Source organism: Salinibacterium sp. AL4.1 (assembly GCF_059767305.1).
In genome coordinates this window covers 356192-373158 of record NZ_JBSOQK010000001.1, presented here as the reverse complement: position 1 = coordinate 373158, position 16967 = coordinate 356192, and the positions used below count along the sequence as shown (strand labels likewise).

Annotated in this window: 15 protein-coding genes; 8 read left to right on the top strand and 7 right to left on the bottom strand. The window is 60.1% G+C overall.

The features are described from left to right. The first annotated feature begins 110 nt into the window (after positions 1–110). Positions 111–404, top strand: a complete 294-nt coding sequence (locus ACWTV3_RS01870) for a DUF4193 domain-containing protein (protein WP_100389298.1) — start codon at positions 111–113, stop codon at positions 402–404. Here ACWTV3_RS01870 and ACWTV3_RS01865 read toward each other — a convergent pair. After that, entirely contained in the window at positions 379–834 is a 456-nt protein-coding gene (locus tag ACWTV3_RS01865) for a DUF3093 domain-containing protein (protein ID WP_498476582.1), read from the bottom strand. The two genes, ACWTV3_RS01870 and ACWTV3_RS01865, sit on opposite strands and share 26 nt — an antisense overlap. A 69-nt stretch (positions 835–903) precedes the next feature. Between ACWTV3_RS01865 and dut the strand changes: the two genes are divergently transcribed. The 5 genes from dut to dxs all read left to right on the top strand — a co-directional run bounded on the left by dut (position 904) and on the right by dxs (position 7789). Beyond that, positions 904–1368, top strand: a complete 465-nt coding sequence (dut, locus tag ACWTV3_RS01860) for a dUTP diphosphatase (protein WP_498476581.1) — start codon at positions 904–906, stop codon at positions 1366–1368. After that, entirely contained in the window at positions 1365–1973 is a 609-nt protein-coding gene (locus ACWTV3_RS01855) for a DUF3710 domain-containing protein (protein WP_100388886.1), read from the top strand. Before dut ends, ACWTV3_RS01855 begins: the two co-directional genes overlap by 4 nt. Beyond that, positions 1970–2701 carry a DUF3159 domain-containing protein gene (locus tag ACWTV3_RS01850; protein WP_498476580.1) on the top strand — a complete coding sequence of 244 codons (732 nt, stop codon included), beginning with the start codon at positions 1970–1972 and terminating at the stop codon, positions 2699–2701. Before ACWTV3_RS01855 ends, ACWTV3_RS01850 begins: the two co-directional genes overlap by 4 nt. A gap of 181 nt (positions 2702–2882) precedes the next feature. Then, a complete protein-coding gene (locus ACWTV3_RS01845; RefSeq protein ID WP_498476579.1) occupies positions 2883–5699 on the top strand; it encodes an aconitate hydratase in 2817 nt (938 codons plus the stop codon). Positions 5700–5842: 143 nt separating this feature from the next. Beyond that, positions 5843–7789, top strand: coding sequence for a 1-deoxy-D-xylulose-5-phosphate synthase (gene dxs / locus ACWTV3_RS01840; protein WP_498476578.1), 1947 nt, complete (start codon positions 5843–5845; stop codon positions 7787–7789). Positions 7790–7894: 105 nt separating this feature from the next. Here dxs and ACWTV3_RS01835 read toward each other — a convergent pair whose 3' ends face one another. The 4 genes from ACWTV3_RS01835 to ACWTV3_RS01820 form a co-directional block, all read right to left on the bottom strand. Beyond that, on the bottom strand, positions 7895–10018 hold the full coding sequence (locus tag ACWTV3_RS01835) for a 3-hydroxyacyl-CoA dehydrogenase NAD-binding domain-containing protein (RefSeq protein ID WP_498476577.1): 2124 nt from the start codon (positions 10016–10018) through the stop codon (positions 7895–7897). Positions 10019–10020: 2 nt separating this feature from the next. After that, the gene (locus ACWTV3_RS01830) at positions 10021–11217 is read right to left on the bottom strand and encodes a thiolase family protein (RefSeq protein WP_100388890.1); all 1197 of its coding nucleotides are present in this window, start codon (positions 11215–11217) and stop codon (positions 10021–10023) included. A gap of 77 nt (positions 11218–11294) precedes the next feature. Then, on the bottom strand, positions 11295–12554 hold the full coding sequence (locus tag ACWTV3_RS01825) for an HRDC domain-containing protein (protein ID WP_498476576.1): 1260 nt from the start codon (positions 12552–12554) through the stop codon (positions 11295–11297). Beyond that, entirely contained in the window at positions 12547–13143 is a 597-nt protein-coding gene (locus tag ACWTV3_RS01820; RefSeq protein ID WP_498476575.1) for a DUF3000 domain-containing protein, read from the bottom strand. The genes ACWTV3_RS01825 and ACWTV3_RS01820 overlap by 8 nt, the downstream gene beginning before the upstream one ends. Before the next feature lie 79 nt (positions 13144–13222). Between ACWTV3_RS01820 and ACWTV3_RS01815 the strand changes: the two genes are divergently transcribed. After that, the gene (locus ACWTV3_RS01815) at positions 13223–14419 is read left to right on the top strand and encodes an alpha/beta hydrolase family protein (protein WP_498476574.1); all 1197 of its coding nucleotides are present in this window, start codon (positions 13223–13225) and stop codon (positions 14417–14419) included. A gap of 35 nt (positions 14420–14454) precedes the next feature. Here ACWTV3_RS01815 and ACWTV3_RS01810 read toward each other — a convergent pair whose 3' ends face one another. Next, positions 14455–14892: a SufE family protein gene (locus ACWTV3_RS01810; protein WP_100388894.1), complete on the bottom strand. Its 438-nt coding sequence runs from the start codon at positions 14890–14892 to the stop codon at positions 14455–14457. A 9-nt stretch (positions 14893–14901) separates the two neighbouring features. Next, on the bottom strand, positions 14902–15801 hold the full coding sequence (locus ACWTV3_RS01805; protein WP_498476573.1) for a sulfurtransferase: 900 nt from the start codon (positions 15799–15801) through the stop codon (positions 14902–14904). A 138-nt stretch (positions 15802–15939) separates the two neighbouring features. Between ACWTV3_RS01805 and zapE the strand changes: the two genes are divergently transcribed. After that, positions 15940–16950, top strand: a complete 1011-nt coding sequence (gene zapE, locus ACWTV3_RS01800; protein WP_498476572.1) for a cell division protein ZapE — start codon at positions 15940–15942, stop codon at positions 16948–16950. Positions 16951–16967: the final 17 nt, after the last annotated feature.

Genomic DNA, 16967 nt, shown 5'->3' with positions numbered 1-16967 from the left:
CACAGGCGCTGCACAGTGATGCAGAATCTGCGGTTTGCAATTCGTCTCGCTTTCATGGAGACTGTGCCCGCCGATTCCGGTGATTCAACGTAAAAAAGAAGTGGATGGGCATGGCCACCGACTACGACGCACCTCGTAAGACCGACGACGACTCCGAGTCGATCGAGGCTCTTAAAGAGCGTGTTCCTGACAAGATGTCGGGCTCGGTTGACGTCGACGATTCAGACAACCCGGCAAACTTTGAGCTTGCCGGCGCAGACCTTTCTGACCTCGACCTCGACGTGGTTGTTCTGCCTCCTCAGGCTGACGAATTCACTTGCGTGAGCTGCTTCCTGGTGAAGCACCGCTCGCAGGTAGACCACACCACGAAGCTCGGCGCTATCTGCCTGGAGTGCGCAGCTTAACCTCTGCGATCGCTTCAGCAACCAATTCGGGAGTGCGACTCGACAACAACCAATACGGTGTCGGGTCGCTCTCATCGAGTAGTTCAAGGCGCACGACAGGTGACACCCAGCCTCGAATCATCAACCAAGCCCGCGCATCCAGTCGCTGCCCGCGTTCGAGCGTCGCCTCGGTGCCGTCAAACGTCGCAACCTCTCCGATGATCTCAATCGGAAGGCGAGCACTTCCGGCGCGCAATTCTTTGTCATCAATCGTGATGAGCGGCGCCGACCACAGCAAGAAGCCGACAATCGCGAGATAAAGCACTGCAGCGGTGATGTAGCCGACGGTGATGTTGATCGGCAAAAAGACCAAAATGCTGGCCGGAATGATAAGTGCGGTGCTGAGGTAGAGCCACGCGGTGGGCCACAAGCGTTCACGGTAGTAAGTCACTCATCCATTACACACTGATTTTGCTGTGTGCGTTTCGGCGAGTTGGATCTTCTGCACTAGCCTCGAGTCGTGATTGACAACGTAGAGGTGCTTATCTCATCCGGCCAGACGCCGACCTACGCGCATCCTGGAGACGCCGGCGCCGACCTGTATTCGGCTGCAAGCTATTCGCTCGCACCTGGGGCGCGAGAAACCGTCGCCACAGGCGTTTCTATCGCCCTTCCTGATGGGTATGTGGCTTTCGTCGTGCCCCGGAGTGGCCTCGCGTCGCGCCACGGCATCACCGTCGTCAATAGCCCTGGAACAGTGGATGCTGGCTACCGGGGTGAAATTCGGGTTACGTTGCTCAATACTGATGCTTCGTCCACTTTCGAGATCGAGCCGGGCGATAGAATCGCGCAATTGATCGTTATGCCAGTTTCCCGAGCCCGATTCATTCCCGTATCGACTCTTCCTGGCAGCCATCGCGGTGAGGCGGGCTTCGGCTCGACCGGATTCCGTGCAGAGTCAACACAACAAGGAGCCACGTCGTGAGCGACACTACTGAGACCGAGCAGCCGCAGGATCACCCCAAATCGGCACCGGAGAATCGCGCCACCGATGGTCCTCTCGATGAGAGTGAGGCGAACGCCGTTCGCCCCTACGTCGACCTCGGTGGCGTCAAAATTCTTCCCCGTCAAGAGCTGCACCTTCGCCTCGAGGTAGAGGAAGCGAGCAAGCGCGTCGTCGCCGTGGGGCTTGACTACGCCGGATCGACGCTCCAAATCCAGCCTTTTGCTGCGCCCCGCTCGAGTGGTCTTTGGCATGAGATTCGTCAGCAGATTATCGACCAAGTGCACACGCAGGGCGGCACGACGAAGGTGTCCGAGGGGCCGTTCGGCCCCGAGGTTTTTGCTGAAATTCCCGTTGCCGGTAAGCCGGGGGAGAAGCGCATCGCCCGTTTCGTCGGTGTTGACGGGCCACGCTGGTTCCTTCGCGGCGTAATCGCCGGTGAGGCGTTGAACAGTGCGGATGCCGCTACCAAGATCGAAGATCTCTTCCGCTCGATCGTGGTGATTCGCGGTAACACCCCAATGCCACCGCGCGACCTCATCCCGCTGCACATGCCGGCGACGGGTGATAAAGAAGCCAAGGCGTGAGTTCGGCCGACGAGCACACGGGGGAGTCCGGTGCCGAAGGTGCCGGGGTCGAGCCCAGTGTTCGTGAAGCGCTAGCAGCCGCGGCTCGCCGGTCCGCCGTCGGTCAGGTGGCGCCAGGCGAGGCACCAACAACGGGTGCATTGCTTGCCGCGATGGGCGGCATCCGTGGCTTAGTAGAGTCGATTCTGCCCGGCCTCGCCTTTCTGGTCATCTTTACGATTACTCAGGAGCTCGTCGCTTCCGTTGTGGCGCCAGTGATCGTTGCGGTGGGCTTCGTTCTCGCACGCCTCATCTCGCGCACCCCGGTATCTTCCGCACTTGTTGGTGTATTGGGTGTCGCGCTCTCGGCTGGTCTCGCGCTCATCACTGGGCGAGCGGAAGACAATTTTGTGCTCGGTTTCATAATCAACGCTGTTTTTCTCGCCGCCATCATCGTCAGCGTGATTGCTCGGCGGCCGCTCGTCGGGATAATTGCAACGTTCCTCGTGCCGAGCGCGTCGGATTGGTTGGAAGATAAGGCCAAGTTCCGGGTCGCTTTGATCGCCACCGTGCTCTGGGCGGCGCTCTTCGCGGTTCGCCTCGGAGTCGAGTTGCCGCTGTACTTCGCAGAAGCGACGCAGGCCTTGGCTACGGCGAAGCTGCTCCTCGGAGTTCCGCTGTACGCGGGAGTGCTCTGGGTAACGTGGCTCTTGATGCGCGCGGCCTACGGACGAAGCGCATCCGAGTAGTTCGAAGTTGTCGCCGTGGCGATCGGCTCGCAGAAACGCCATGGTGTATATTTATCTCGACGTCAAGATACTTTTGACGTAGATCGCAGCGCAGTTTCTGCGATTCAGTCTTAGGCTTGCCTTGCTGGATGCAGCGCACGCTCCGCGCAAGGATTGAAGAACCGTAGCAAGGGAGATGACAGTGTCGACAGTCAATAGTTTTGGGTCGAAAGACACCCTCACAGTCGGTTCAGCCGACTATGAAGTGTTCCGCATCGACAAGGTAGCGGGATACGAAAAGCTACCGTTTAGCCTCAAGGTTTTGCTCGAAAACCTCCTCCGCACCGAAGACGGAAAGAACGTCACAAAGTCGCAGATCGAGTCCCTCGGATCGTGGGTGCCCAGTGCAGACCCCGACACCGAAATCCAGTTCACCCCTGCCCGCGTTGTGATGCAGGACTTCACCGGTGTTCCGTGCATCGTTGACCTCGCGACCATGCGCGAGGCCGTCGCTGAGCTCGGTGGAGACCCCACCAAGATCAACCCGCTAGCTCCTGCGGAACTCGTCATCGACCACTCGGTCATCGCGGACCTCTTCGGTTCCGAAAACGCTCTCGAACGCAACGTCGAACTTGAGTACCAGCGCAATGGTGAGCGTTACCAGTTCCTTCGTTGGGGCCAGACGGCGTTCGATGACTTCAAGGTTGTTCCTCCGGGAACCGGAATCGTTCACCAGGTCAACATCGAGCACCTTGCCCGGGTCACGTACACGCGTGAAGTTGACGGCAAGACTCGCGCCTTCCCCGACACGCTTGTCGGCACCGACTCGCACACCACGATGGTTAACGGCCTCGGTGTTCTTGGCTGGGGCGTTGGCGGTATTGAAGCCGAGGCAGCAATGCTCGGCCAGCCCGTATCGATGCTCATCCCCAAGGTTGTTGGCTTCAAGCTCAACGGTGAGATCCCTGCTGGCGTCACCGCCACTGACGTTGTGCTGACGATCACGCAGATGCTTCGCCAGCATGGCGTTGTCGGCAAGTTCGTTGAGTTCTACGGTGAGGGCGTTGGCGCAGTGCCTCTCGCTAACCGCGCGACCATCGGAAACATGAGCCCTGAATTCGGTTCGACGGCGGCGATGTTCCCCGTCGACGATGTCACGCTCGACTACTTGCGTCTTACGGGTCGCAGCGAAGAGCAGGTTCAGCTTGTTGAGGCGTACGCGAAGCTACAGTCGCTCTGGCACGACCCGAGCGTTGAGCCTAACTACAGCGAGTACCTCGAGCTCGACCTCGCCACTGTTGTTCCGTCAATCGCTGGCCCGAAGCGTCCTCAGGACCGCATTGAGCTCACCAGCGCGAAGAGCCAGTTCGAGATCGACCTCAACAACTACGCATCCGTGGACCACTCCAAGGTCGACGCTGCGGTTGAAGGAACCTTCCCGGCATCCGATCCGGTTGGTCTGACCCCGCAGGATGAAGATTCCGCTCACGAGCGTTCGCACACGCACTCCAGCCATGCACCGTCGACTGCATCGCAGCCGACCGCGGTGAGTGTCGATGGCGGAGACCCCTTCACTCTCGACCACGGTGCCGTTGCTATTGCAGCGATTACCTCGTGCACCAACACGTCGAACCCTTCGGTGATGCTCGCGGCAGGCTTGCTGGCTCGCAATGCAGCGGCGAAGGGCCTCAAGTCGAAGCCGTGGGTCAAAACCACCCTGGCTCCCGGTTCCAAGGTAGTCACTGACTACTACGCGAAGTCGGGTCTCGACGAGTCGCTTGAAGCTCTCGGTTTCTACACCGTCGGCTATGGCTGCACGACGTGTATCGGTAACTCGGGTCCTCTGGAAGATGAAATTTCCGCTGCGATCAACGAGAACGATCTCGCGGTCACCGCGGTTCTTTCGGGAAACCGCAACTTCGAGGGTCGCATCAACCCCGACGTAAAGATGAACTACCTCGCTAGCCCGCCGCTCGTCATTGCCTACGCTCTCGCGGGTTCGATGAACTTCGACTTCGACACGGACGCTCTTGGTCAAGACCAAGATGGCAACGATGTCTTCTTGAAGGACATCTGGCCCGACGCTGCTGAGGTTCAGGCAACGATCGACTCGTCGATTGACCGCGAGATGTTCACGCATGAGTACGCCGGCGTCTTTGACGGTGACGAGCGTTGGCAGAACCTGCCGACGCCGACCGGTTCTACTTTCGAGTGGGACGACGAGTCGACTTACGTGCGGAAGCCCCCATACTTCGAGGGAATGACCATGGAGATCACTCCGGTCAGCTCGATCACGGGTGCTCGCGTTCTCGCCAAGCTGGGTGACTCGGTAACAACCGACCACATCAGCCCCGCCGGTTCGATCAAGGGCGACAGCCCCGCTGGTATCTACCTCGCGGAGCACGGCATCGACCGTAAGGACTTCAACTCTTACGGATCGCGCCGTGGAAACCACGAAGTAATGATCCGTGGAACCTTCGCCAACATCCGCCTCAAGAACCAGCTTCTCGATGGCGTAGAGGGTGGTTACACTCGAGACTTCACCACGCCGGATGCCGCGCAGTCGTTCATTTACGACGCGGCTCAGAACTACGCAGCGCAGGAAACTCCGCTCGTCGTTCTCGGCGGCAAGGAGTACGGTTCCGGTTCTTCGCGTGACTGGGCTGCCAAGGGCACGAGCTTGCTCGGTGTGAAGGCTGTCATCTGCGAGAGCTTCGAGCGCATTCATCGCTCCAACCTCATTGGCATGGGCGTTCTTCCGCTCCAGTTCCCCGAGGGACAGAGCTGGGAGACGCTGGGGCTCGACGGAACCGAGAGCATCAGCATCACCGGTGTTGAGGAACTCAACGACGACCGCATTCCCAGCACGCTGCACGTTGTAGCGGAGCCAACCGCGCACTCGCCCGAGGGTAAGGCAACGATCGAGTTCGACGCGAAACTCCGCATCGACACTCCCGGTGAGGCTGACTACTACCGCAACGGTGGAATCCTTCAGTACGTTCTGCGTTCGCTGGTCTAACTAGCGCGTGCGCATCAGGCGCGCGGGAAGAGCATTTACGCTCTCCCCGCGCGCTTTTTGCGTTGCCGGCGAAGACTGAGGGTCGGCTCAGAACCTCATGCACATTTGTTCACAAGGCAAATGAAGGAGCCTAGACTGAGCGTATGAACATACTCGAGGGAATCAATGGTCCCCGAGATCTAGACGGTCTCTCTACACAGCAACTTACTCAGCTATCGCAAGAGATCCGCGAGTTCTTGATCGAAAACGTGTCGCGAACGGGCGGGCATCTCGGCCCCAACCTCGGCGTTGTCGAGCTCACTACGGCTATTCATCGTGTCTTTGATTCACCGCGAGATGCTGTGGTGTTCGACACCGGGCATCAGAGCTACGTTCACAAGATTCTGACGGGGCGCAAAGACTTTACGAAACTACGTTCGCAAGGTGGCCTTGCGGGTTACCCGCAACGCTCCGAGTCTGAGCACGACATCGTAGAGAGTTCCCACGCCTCGAGTTCGCTGTCGTGGGCAGACGGAATTTCCCGCGCCTTCGAGATGACGGGCCAGAGCGACCGTCACGTTGTCGCAGTTGTCGGCGACGGGGCCCTCACGGGCGGGATGACGTGGGAAGCGCTCAACAACATCAGCGACGACAACAGTCGCAATTTGGTCATTGTCGTCAACGACAATGGGCGGTCGTATGCCCCCACCATCGGAGGAATGGCACACTTCCTCAACAGTGTGCGCACCCGACGCTCCTACCGCACATTGCATGGATCGAGCGAGAAATTCTTCGGCACTTTTGGTGGGCCTGGTAGGGCTCTGTATCGAGGCATCCGCGGTGGCGCACACGGGTTCCTTTCGCGCTTCAGTAACAACGAAGCCCTCTACTCCAATCTGGACATTAAGTACTTGGGCCCTGTGCACGGCCACGACATCGGCGCGCTCGTCGAGACGCTCGAGCAGGCTAAGTCGTACGGCGCTCCGGTTATTGTTCACGCAATCACCGAGAAGGGCCGCGGCTACGAACCGGCCTTGGCCGACGTTGCCGATCAGTTCCATGCCGTCGGTCAGATCGATCCCGCGACGGGGGAGCCGATCGTAACGGGCGGCGCTGCATCCTGGACGTCGGTCTTCTCTGAAGAGATTGTGAAGCTGGCGGATGCCAACCCACGTCTCGTGGGAATCACAGCTGCCATGCTGCGCCCCACGGGCCTTCATCGCTTTGCTGAAAAGTATCCGGCACGGGTTCACGACGTCGGGATCGCTGAACAACACGCGGTCACGTCGGCGGCGGGACTCGCCTTTGGTGGGCTTCACCCGGTTGTGGCGCTCTACGCCACATTCGTCAATCGTGCTTTTGACCAGGTGCTGATGGATGTCGCGCTGCACCGCGCCGGCGTCACCTTCGTGCTCGACCGGGCGGGGGTCACCGGCCCCGATGGTGCGAGCCATCACGGCATGTGGGATCTCGCACTGTTGCAAGTCGTCCCGAATATTCGTATTGCTGCCCCCAGAGATGCTGCACGCCTGCGTGAGGAGCTCGGCGAGGCCGTCGCGGTTGACGATGCACCAACCGTCATTCGCTTTGCTAAAGGCACCGTAGGGACCGAGTACGACGCGCTTCGTCGCACTGACGACGGCGTCGATGTGCTTCGTGAAGACGAGCAGCGCGATGTTCTCATCGTCACGGTGGGGTCGATGGCCAAGACCGGGCTGCAGGTTGCAGAGCTTCTCGCAGCTCAAGGAATCGGTGCGACCGTAATCGACCCTCGCTGGGTGGTTCCGGTGCCCCGGAGTGTCATCGATTTCGCCGCTGATCACCGCATCGTGATTACGATCGAAGACGGTGTGCGAGTGGGCGGCATCGGAACGCGAATTCGCCAAGATATGCGTGCCCATGGCGTGGACACCGCGGTTAACGAGCTGGGGCTGCCGGACACGTTCCTCGACCACGGGAGCCGTGATTACATCCTTGACCAGGTGGGCTTGACCCCGCAGCACATTGCTCGCGACGTTGTCGCCCAGGTGCTGGGAAGCAAGATCCCGATTGCTCGGCCGCTCCTTGAGAGCGACTCTGATGAGTATCGGCTTCCCGCCGAACGCAGCTAGCGGCACCGCAGCGCGGTTTCTGCGCGTGGAAACTTAAAGACTCGAGGCCCTGTTCAGATTCTCTCTGAACAGGGCCTCGGCCGTTATACCGGTACGGGTGCGCGCCTACTGAACGCCGCGGATGCGCGGGTCGTGGAAGGTGCTGCCGAATGCTCGCTCCGACGCTCCGGCACGGTCGAGGTAGGGCGTCACTCCACCCATCTGGAACGGGTAGCCCGCGCCGAGAATGAGGCAGAGGTCGATATCTTCTGCCGCAGCGACAACGCCGCCTTCCAGCATTCGATGAATTTCGTCGGCGAGACCATCTTCGATACGGATCTGAAGCTCTTCCGCTGTCATGGGCGAGTTACCGCCCTTGACGATCTCGACGGCCTTCTTGGAGACACCCTTTGACTTGCCCTTGCTGTCACGGTCGAAGATGTAGCCAAGTTCCGCGAGCTTGTGAAGGTTCTTGCTCTCAAAGAAGCGCTCGGGGAACGCCGCATGGTGCGTGTCCAGAACGTGGGCGCCGACCTTGAGCCCGACGAGTTCGAGTAGCTCGAACGGTGTCATCGGAAGACCGAACGGGCGGGTGGACTCTTCAACGACCTCGAAAGGAGTTCCGGTGTCCACTGCGTGCATCGCTTCGCCGAGAACCTTCGCGAGGATACGGTTGACTACGAAGCCAGGAGTGTCGGTCGTGATCACGGCATTCTTGCGCAGGTTTTTCGCGGTCACCATAGCGGTGGAGAGGGTCTCGTCGTTGGTGTGAGGTGTCTTGACGACCTCGATCAACGGCATGACAGCAACCGGGTTGAAGAAGTGGAAACCCACAACGCGTTCCGGGTGCTTCAGTTTGGCACCGATTTGCTCGACAGAAAGTGACGAGGTATTCGTGGCCAAAATAGCCTCTTCGGAGATGTGCTGCTCGACCTCGGCGAAGACCGACTGCTTAGCTCCGAGTTCTTCGTAGATCGCTTCGATGACCCAATCGCAGTCAGCGAAGTCAGCCTTGTTCGTTGTTCCCGTCACGAGCGCCTTGAGGCGGTTCGTGTCGTCAGAGGAGAGGCGGCCCTTCTCGTTGAGCTTCTCGATTTCCGCATGAATCGCGGCGACTCCGGCGTCGGTTGCGGCCTGGTCAAGATCAGTGATGACGACCGGCACCTGCAGACGGCGAACGAAGAGCAGCGCAAACTGGCGAGCCATGAGTCCGGCGCCGATAACACCGACCTTCGTCACCTTGCGGGCGAGTTCCTTATCGGGAGCTCCCGCCGGGCGCTTTGCGCGCTTCTGCACGAGGTTGAAGGCATAGATGCTGGCCTGGAACTGGTCACCGGAGATCATGTCGGCGAGAGCGTTATCTTCGGCCTCAAAACCAGTCTTCTTGTCAGTGTTCTTGGCGGCCTTGAGCAGCGCAAGTGCAGCGTAGGGCGACTTGGCGACGCGACCAATGCGGTTCGCGAGCATTTTCTCGGCGATACCGATAGCCACATCCCACTTCACTGTGCGTTCGATCTTGCCCGGCTCATTCTTGCGCTTGACCTTCGTGGTGCCAGCGATGACACCATCTGCCCAGCGAATGGAATCTTCGAGGAAGTTTGCGGGGCCAAACATGGCGTCGGCGATGCCCAGCTCAAATGCTTCGGGGCCCTTGAGCATCCGGTTGTTCTTGAGCGGGTTCTCGATGACGACCTTGAGCGCGTTTTCGATTCCGATGAGGTTGGGGAGCAACCACGCGCCACCCCAGCCTGGAATGAGTCCAAGGAAGACCTCGGGCAGCGCAAGCGCCGGAACCGAGCTGTCGATCGTGCGGTAGTCGGCGTTGAGGGGAACCTCGACGCCACCGCCCAGAGCGAGGCCGTTGATGAATACGAAGGAGGGAACACCCAATTCGCTGAGTTTGCCGAGCGCCCAGTGACCAAGCTCGGCCATCTGCTTACCGGTTTCGCGGTCAGGGATTTCGCTGACCTTCGAAAGATCGGCGCCCGCAGCGAAGATGAAGGGCTTGCCCGTGACGGCGACACCGTGGATTTCGCCAGCAGTGGCGCGTTCCTTTTGCTCGTCGAGCACCTTCGCAAACTCAAGCAAAGTTGCCGGGCCGAGCGTATTCGGACGCGTGTGGTCCTTGCCGTTGTCGAGGGTGATGAGGGCGAGCGTGCGGCCCGCTGAGAGCGGAACGTCGCGCACGTAGGAGTGAGTGACTACTTCGTCTTTGGCCAGATCAGCAAGACGTGCAAATTGCTGGGTCATTGTTACTTTGCTCCCTTGTAGTTGGGGTTCTCCCAGATAACGGATCCACCTTGACCGAGGCCGACACACATGGCGGTCAGGCCGTAACGCACCTCGGGGTGCTGTTCGAACTGTGCGGCGAGCTGGATCATGAGACGGACACCGGATGACGCGAGCGGGTGTCCCATTGCGATGGCTCCACCCCACTGGTTGACGCGGGGGTCCTCGTCATCGATCCCGTAATGGTCGAGCAACGAAAGCACCTGAACAGCGAATGCTTCATTCAATTCGAAGAGGCCGATGTCGTCGATCGTGAGGCCAGCCTTGCGCAGCGCCTTCTCAGTTGAGGGGATCGGACCAATACCCATGATTTCGGGTTCGACGCCGGCGTAGGCGAAGCTCACCATGCGCATCTTTGGCTTGAGGCCGAGTTCACGAGCCATTTCGCCGCTAGCGATGATGCTGGCGGTCGCCCCGTCGTTGAGTCCCGAGGCGTTTCCGGCCGTGATGCGGCCGTGCGGGCGGAACGGCGTCTTGAGACCGGCAAGGCCCTCAAGAGTCGTTTCCGGCCGAAGCCCCTCGTCGCGAGTAGCCAAGCCCCAGCCGGACTCACTCTTCGTGGCGACAGAGATCAAGTCGGGCTGGATGTTGTTGGCTTCGTACGCGGCCGTGGCGCGCTGCTGGCTGCGCAGTGCGAATGCATCGGCGCGGGCCTTCGTGAGGTGCGGGAAGCGATCGTGCAGCTTCTCGGCAGTGTTGCCCATGTTGAGGGCTTCAGGGTCAACCAGCTTTTCTGCGAGGAAGCGAGGGTTCGGGTCTACGCCAGAACCCATAGGGTGATGCCCCATGTGCTCGACGCCGCCAGCGATCGCCAGATCATAGGCGCCGAAAGCGATTCCGCCGGCCACATTGGTGACTGCGGTCATCGCGCCAGCGCACATGCGGTCGATGGCATATCCGGGAACTGATTGGGGGAGTCCGGCAAGAAGAGCCGCACTGCGGCCGATCGTCAGGCCTTGATCTCCCGTTTGAGTGGTTGCCGCGATGGCAACTTCGTCGAAGCGTTCCTTCGGAATCTGGGGGTTACGCTCCAGAAGTCCGATCATCGCCTTGACGACGAGGTCATCAGCTCTGGTATTCCAGAACATGCCCTTCTCGCCGGCACGTCCAAATGGAGTACGGACTCCATCTACGAATACAATCTCGGTTTTCTCGGCCACAATGCCTCCACTAAATCCTTGGATGTAGCACTGATCATAAGTGGCCGAGTTTAAGGTTAGGAATCCTTTGATTGTTCCTACGACTCGGTGTCGACGGAGTCTTCAGGCGTTTGGTTGGCTTCCACAAAGGCTTGCGCAATTGACTGTGCAGATACGTCAAGTTGCCATTGTCGCGCGCCGAGCGCGACGAGGGCTTCAGAGATGCTCTCCGTGGAGATTTCTGCGGGCGGGTTCCACGCAACTCGGCGCAGGTAGTCGGGCGTCAATAAGTTCTCGATGGGAATTGACATTTCTTCGGAGAACTCGGTCATGAGAGCGCGAGCAGCCTTCAAGCGACGATCCGCTTCGGGATTCTTGTCCGACCAGACCCGCGGGGGAGGCAGAGTGTCGCTCGCTACGCGCGAGGCGGGAATGTCGGTCGATGCAAGCCCCGCCTGGATCGCGTCCCACCATCGGTCAATCTGGGTGCGGCTTGCGCGCCCGCGGAACTCTTTCAAGCTCGAGAGCAGTCGCTTCGACTCGGGAAGTACCTTCGCGGCTGCGAGCAGCGCTGAGTCCGGTACGAGGCGACCAGGAGCCGTATCCACTTCTTGCGCGTACGCATCGCGAGCGAGCCAGAGCTCACGGGCCACGGCCAAGTTCTTGCCGCCGCGAATCGAGTGGACTCCGCTCAATCGGCGCCATGGTTCGGCCCGAACATTGCTGAGATCGCGTCCCAAGACTGATTCGAACTCTTGGCGGGCGATCTCGCCCTTGCCATCCTTATCGAGCAGCGCACCAAGCTCTTCCCGAAGATCAACAAGAAGTTCGACATCCAGAGCGGCATAGACGAGCCACGACTGCGGAAGCGGGCGGGTTGACCAGTCTGCCGAGGAATGTTCCTTCGCAAGGTGGATACCCAGTAAGTGCTCAACGACCGTTCCGAGACCGACGCGGGGAAGACCCGCGATTCGCGCACCGAGCTCCGTGTCGAAGAGACGGGTGGGATTCAGGCCGACCTCGCGCAAACAAGTGAGGTCTTGAGTGGCTGCGTGCAGAATCCACTCTTCCTCTGCAATGACGTCGTTCAGTTCGCTGAAGTCACCAATAGCGGGCGGATCGAAGAGAAAAGTGCCAGCTCCACGTCGAAAGATCTGAATGAGGTACGCACGTTGCGAGTAGCGGTAGCCGCTGGCCCGTTCGGCGTCGATACCGATGGGGCCGTGCCCGGCAGCAATCGCGTCGACGGCAGCAAGATATTCGTCCCGATCGTCGATGACATCAACGGGAACATGAGGGGCTTGGGTGGCGGCGTGCGACTCGCCCTCGGGGGCTGCACTCTCGGAGGCGCTACTCACGCCCAGCTCTACGGGCCGACAACATGGTGACTCCTTCAATCGTGGGCGGAAGTCCGGCAAGCATGCAGACTAACTCGCTCCAGCCTTCCACATGAGCAGCAATGTCGAGATCTTGGGGGCTCCAAGAGGCTCGAAGTTCAATTTGTGCGCCGTCGGGCTGCGACTCAAGTTCGCCAAATCCCGTAGAGAGGATGCGAGTAGCCGTGCCGGAAACTTGGTCGTACTTCGCGCCACAGCTATCGAGCGCATCGACGAGCCAGGACCACGTAACTGAGCTCAGAAATTCATCGACTCCGATGTCAGGTTCGAGGGGTGCTTGGGCGAAGCAGATGATCCTGAACTCGCCCTCCCACGCGTCGGGCGACTCGGGGTCATACAACAGCACGAAGCGGCCTGTGCCGAGGTCAGAGTCTTCACCGTGACGGCTGGGCGTGACATCCGCAGCAAGGGCGAATGACCACGGCGCGATCTGAGTCGGTGCCGAAATCTCGGTAATCGCGAGCTCGGGGCGCAAAGCAGCGGCGCGGAGTGACTCGACCGCAGACGTAAATATCGCGGGCGGCGTTGGTCCAGCTGGCGATTCAGGCACGTCAGAAGATTAGGCTTTAGCTGAACAATCGCTAGTAAGGCACGCCGCGCTCTCACGGCTGCACGATGGAGGTTTTAGGATGCCGGTATCTTCTCGACTCCGCGTCGCTGCCAAGGTTGTTGGCGGAGTTGCAGTTGCTGCGGTGGCAGCGGGAGGCATCGCTCTGGTCAGCGGCGCTGCGCTATCGGTCTACTTTGCGCGCAGAATCGTGACCCCGCCAGGGATAGCCGACAGCACTTTGCGGGTACTCGCGGTGGGAGAGTCGACGATCGTGTTGTCGTCGGCGGCGGAGAGCCGGGCCCCTGGTCGCTTCAGCCTGTGGTTCGCCGACAACTCGGGACTCGCGCGAATCGGTCCGGTGGTTTCGCAGGGTGCTCAATGGGTGGCGCGCGAATTGATTGAGGTAGAGAAGGGTGTGCCGCAGCCGGGCGATAACGCTCGGACTAGTGGATGGTTCTATGTCACGCCGGCTGGACTCGGACTCGAGTATTCCGAGGTGATGGTTCCTACGGAGCTAGGCCCAGCACCCGCGTGGCTGGTTCCTGCGGCGCGTCCTACGGCGACGTGGGCCATCCATATTCACGGCCGTGGCGTGCAACGTCCCGAAACGGTTCGCGCCTTGGGCGAGTTCTACGACGCGGGCATAACCTCTCTTGCTGTTTCGTACCGCAATGACACGGAAGCCCCGAGCTCATCCGATGGTCTCTACGGCCTGGGTTCGACGGAGTATCGGGATGTCGACGCAGCGATTACCTATGCCCTCTCGGCTGGTGCCGAACGCATCATTCTCATGGGGTGGTCGATGGGTGGGGCGACCGCCCTTCAGACGCTGGTTCGCTCGACCAACCGCGACACGATCATCGGACTCATCCTTGATTCGCCAGTCATCGCCTGGGGCCCGACCATGGAGCTTCATGGCGATCTCAACCGCATCCCCACCCCGGTTCAACGGGGAGCCCAGATCGTATTGAACAGCGACCAGGCTCCCTTTCTCGTCGGCATGGAGGGGCCACTCGATATCGCAGAGCTGAACTTCGTCGACCGTGCGGATGAGCTTGATCGCCCCATCTTGTTGATGCACAGCGAAGACGACGGCTATGTGCCCGTAGAGCCGTCTCGCGCGCTGGCTGAATCCCGACCCGACATCGTCACCTACGAAGAGTTCGACACAGCAGGCCACACACGCCTCTGGAACTATGACAGCGATCGGTGGCTGACCGCGATTAGAGTCTGGCTCGCGGCGCAGCTCGGTGCGGTTGAGTCATCCGTTGAATGAGCGACCGCGGCGGAGCGACCTGTGTGCTGCGGCGCTTAGACCGCGGTCTTGAGCCGGATTTGTCGTTTAGCGCGCGCCAGCATGCCGGTCATCCCGCGTAGCCTCAACGGGCTAACAGCTTGAGAAAGCCCGAGAGTCTGCGGAAAGTCATCCGACAGCTCAAGAACTTCGGCACTACTGAGCCCGGAGAGGCCCTGGACCAGGATGGACGCGAAACCTCGCGTCGTGGGAGCCTCAGCAGGCGCTGTAGCAAACATGTGAACGATGTCGTTTTCAACTTCGATGAAGATGAAAACAGGGGACTGACACTCTTCTACCCGTTCAAAGAGGTCGGGGTGATCGGCGTAGCGCGCGGGCAGCTCCGGAAGTTCGTTGGCGAACTCCAGCAGAAGTTGCAGCCGATCCCTCAGCTCGAAGCCAAGAAAGTCGTCTCGAATTTCGGCTAACTGGCTGGGGATCTGCTGCTCACTCACTGCACCAGTCTAGCGGGAAGGAACATCACCCGGCTCAGTGCCGAGAGCGATTGGAACCCGCACGAGGGAGCCCCACTCGGTCCACGATCCGTCGTAGTTGCGTACGTTCGGGAACCCCATGAGGTAGTTGAGAACGAACCAGGTGTGACTCGAACGCTCACCGATACGGCAGTAGGCGACGATGTCGTCGCCATCCTTCAGGCCCGCACCTTCCCGGTAGATGGTGTTCAGTTCGCTGAGCGGGCGGAACGTGCCGTCTTCAGCAACAGCCTTCGACCACGGCACGCTCTGTGCGCTAGGGATGTGGCCGGCGCGAAGTGCGCCTTCTTCGGGGTAGCCGGGAACCGTGGTGCGCGCACCGCTGTACTCTTCGGGCGAACGGACGTCGACCAAGGGGTTGCCAAGGTGGGCGAGCACGTCATCGCGGAATGCGCGAATTACCGAGTCGGAGCGTTCGACGATGGGGTACTCAGTCGGGGTCGGGGAGGGAACTTCGAGGGTGTATTCGCGGCCGTCGGCCTCCCACTTTGCGCGCCCACCATCCATGAGACGGACGTCTTCGTGACCGAATAGCGTGAAAACCCACAGGGCGTACGCAGCCCACCAGTTGGTCTTGTCACCATAAATCACGACGGTGCTGTCGCGCGAGATGCCGCTGCGCGACATGAGTTCAGCGAAGCCTTCGCCATCGATGTAGTCGCGCGTTACAGGGTCGTTGAGGTCTGTGTGCCAGTCGATTTTGACGGCGCCGCGGATGTGACCCGTTTCGTACAGAAGTACGTCTTCATCGGATTCGACGACAACGAGTCCGGGTTCGCCGAGGTGTTCTTCAACCCACTGAGCAGACACCAAGCGTTCAGGGTGAGAGAACTCAGCAAATTGGGGGGCTGGGTCGCGTTCGATAGTCATAACTACCTCCGATTGTGGGTGGAAAAACTGGCGCGGGCTTCAAACTAAGCTTGACGGGTCCCTTGCCCAAGAAATTACGCATTCGCCGCTGATTACACCGCGTTGCCGTAACACTGCGAAAAATAACCGAGGCTGAGAATGAGCGCTACTGCGCCTACGACTCCTGAGCGTCTAGTCGATCGTATCCCGTCGTTGACCGGAGCGCAGATGCTCGCCGAACTTGTGCCGCCGCGCCAGTTCACCGGCGCGACGTTAGATTCCTATCGTCCTGATCGTGACTACCCTTCGCAGGGCGCTGCAGTCGCTGCGATGCGGCACTTCGTCGCCGGCGCCAAGTCGGGCGGGTTGTTCTCTCGCAAGAAAACTCCCGCAATAAAACCTGGGGTTTACCTCGACGGCGGATTCGGCGTCGGCAAGACTCACCTGCTCGCGGCGCTCTGGCACCAGATGGCCGGCCGCAAGTACTTCGGAACCTTTATCGAGTACACGGCGCTCGTGGGGGCCGTGGGGTATGCGCCCGCCGTCCAGCTGCTTAAGGGCGCATCTTTGGTGTGCATCGATGAATTTGAACTCGACGATCCCGGCGATACCCGGTTGATCTCGCGCTTGTTGTCTGAGTTGGTTGCTTCGGGCACCAAAATTGCTGCGACGTCCAATACTCCACCGAACGCCCTCGGCGAAGGGCGCTTTGCAGCTCAAGATTTCTTGCGCGAAATCGACTCGCTCTCGGCGAAGTTCGAGACCATCCGTATCGACGGGCTCGACTACCGTCGCCGCGACACGGGAGCCCACGCCGTGGCGGTTGCGGATGCAGCGGCAGCTATTGCGACAGCGACCGGTGTGACAACACTCGATTCCTTCGACGAGTTGCTCAAGCATCTTGCTGGAGTTCACCCCTCGCGGTATGTGAAGTTGATCGAGGGGATTGATGCGGTCGGGCTTACCGGCGTTCACGAGTTTGCCAACCAAACCGACGCGTTGCGGTTCGTGGCCTTTGTCGACCGGCTTTATGACGCACAAGTCGCCATCTATGCAGATGGCACTGCGCTGGATGCGGTGTTCCCCGACGACATGCTTGCCGGCGGTTACAGCAAGAAGTATCTTCGCGCGGTGTCGCGGCTAATCGCTCTCACATCCAACAAAGCCTGATCTCATTGTTGAGAACC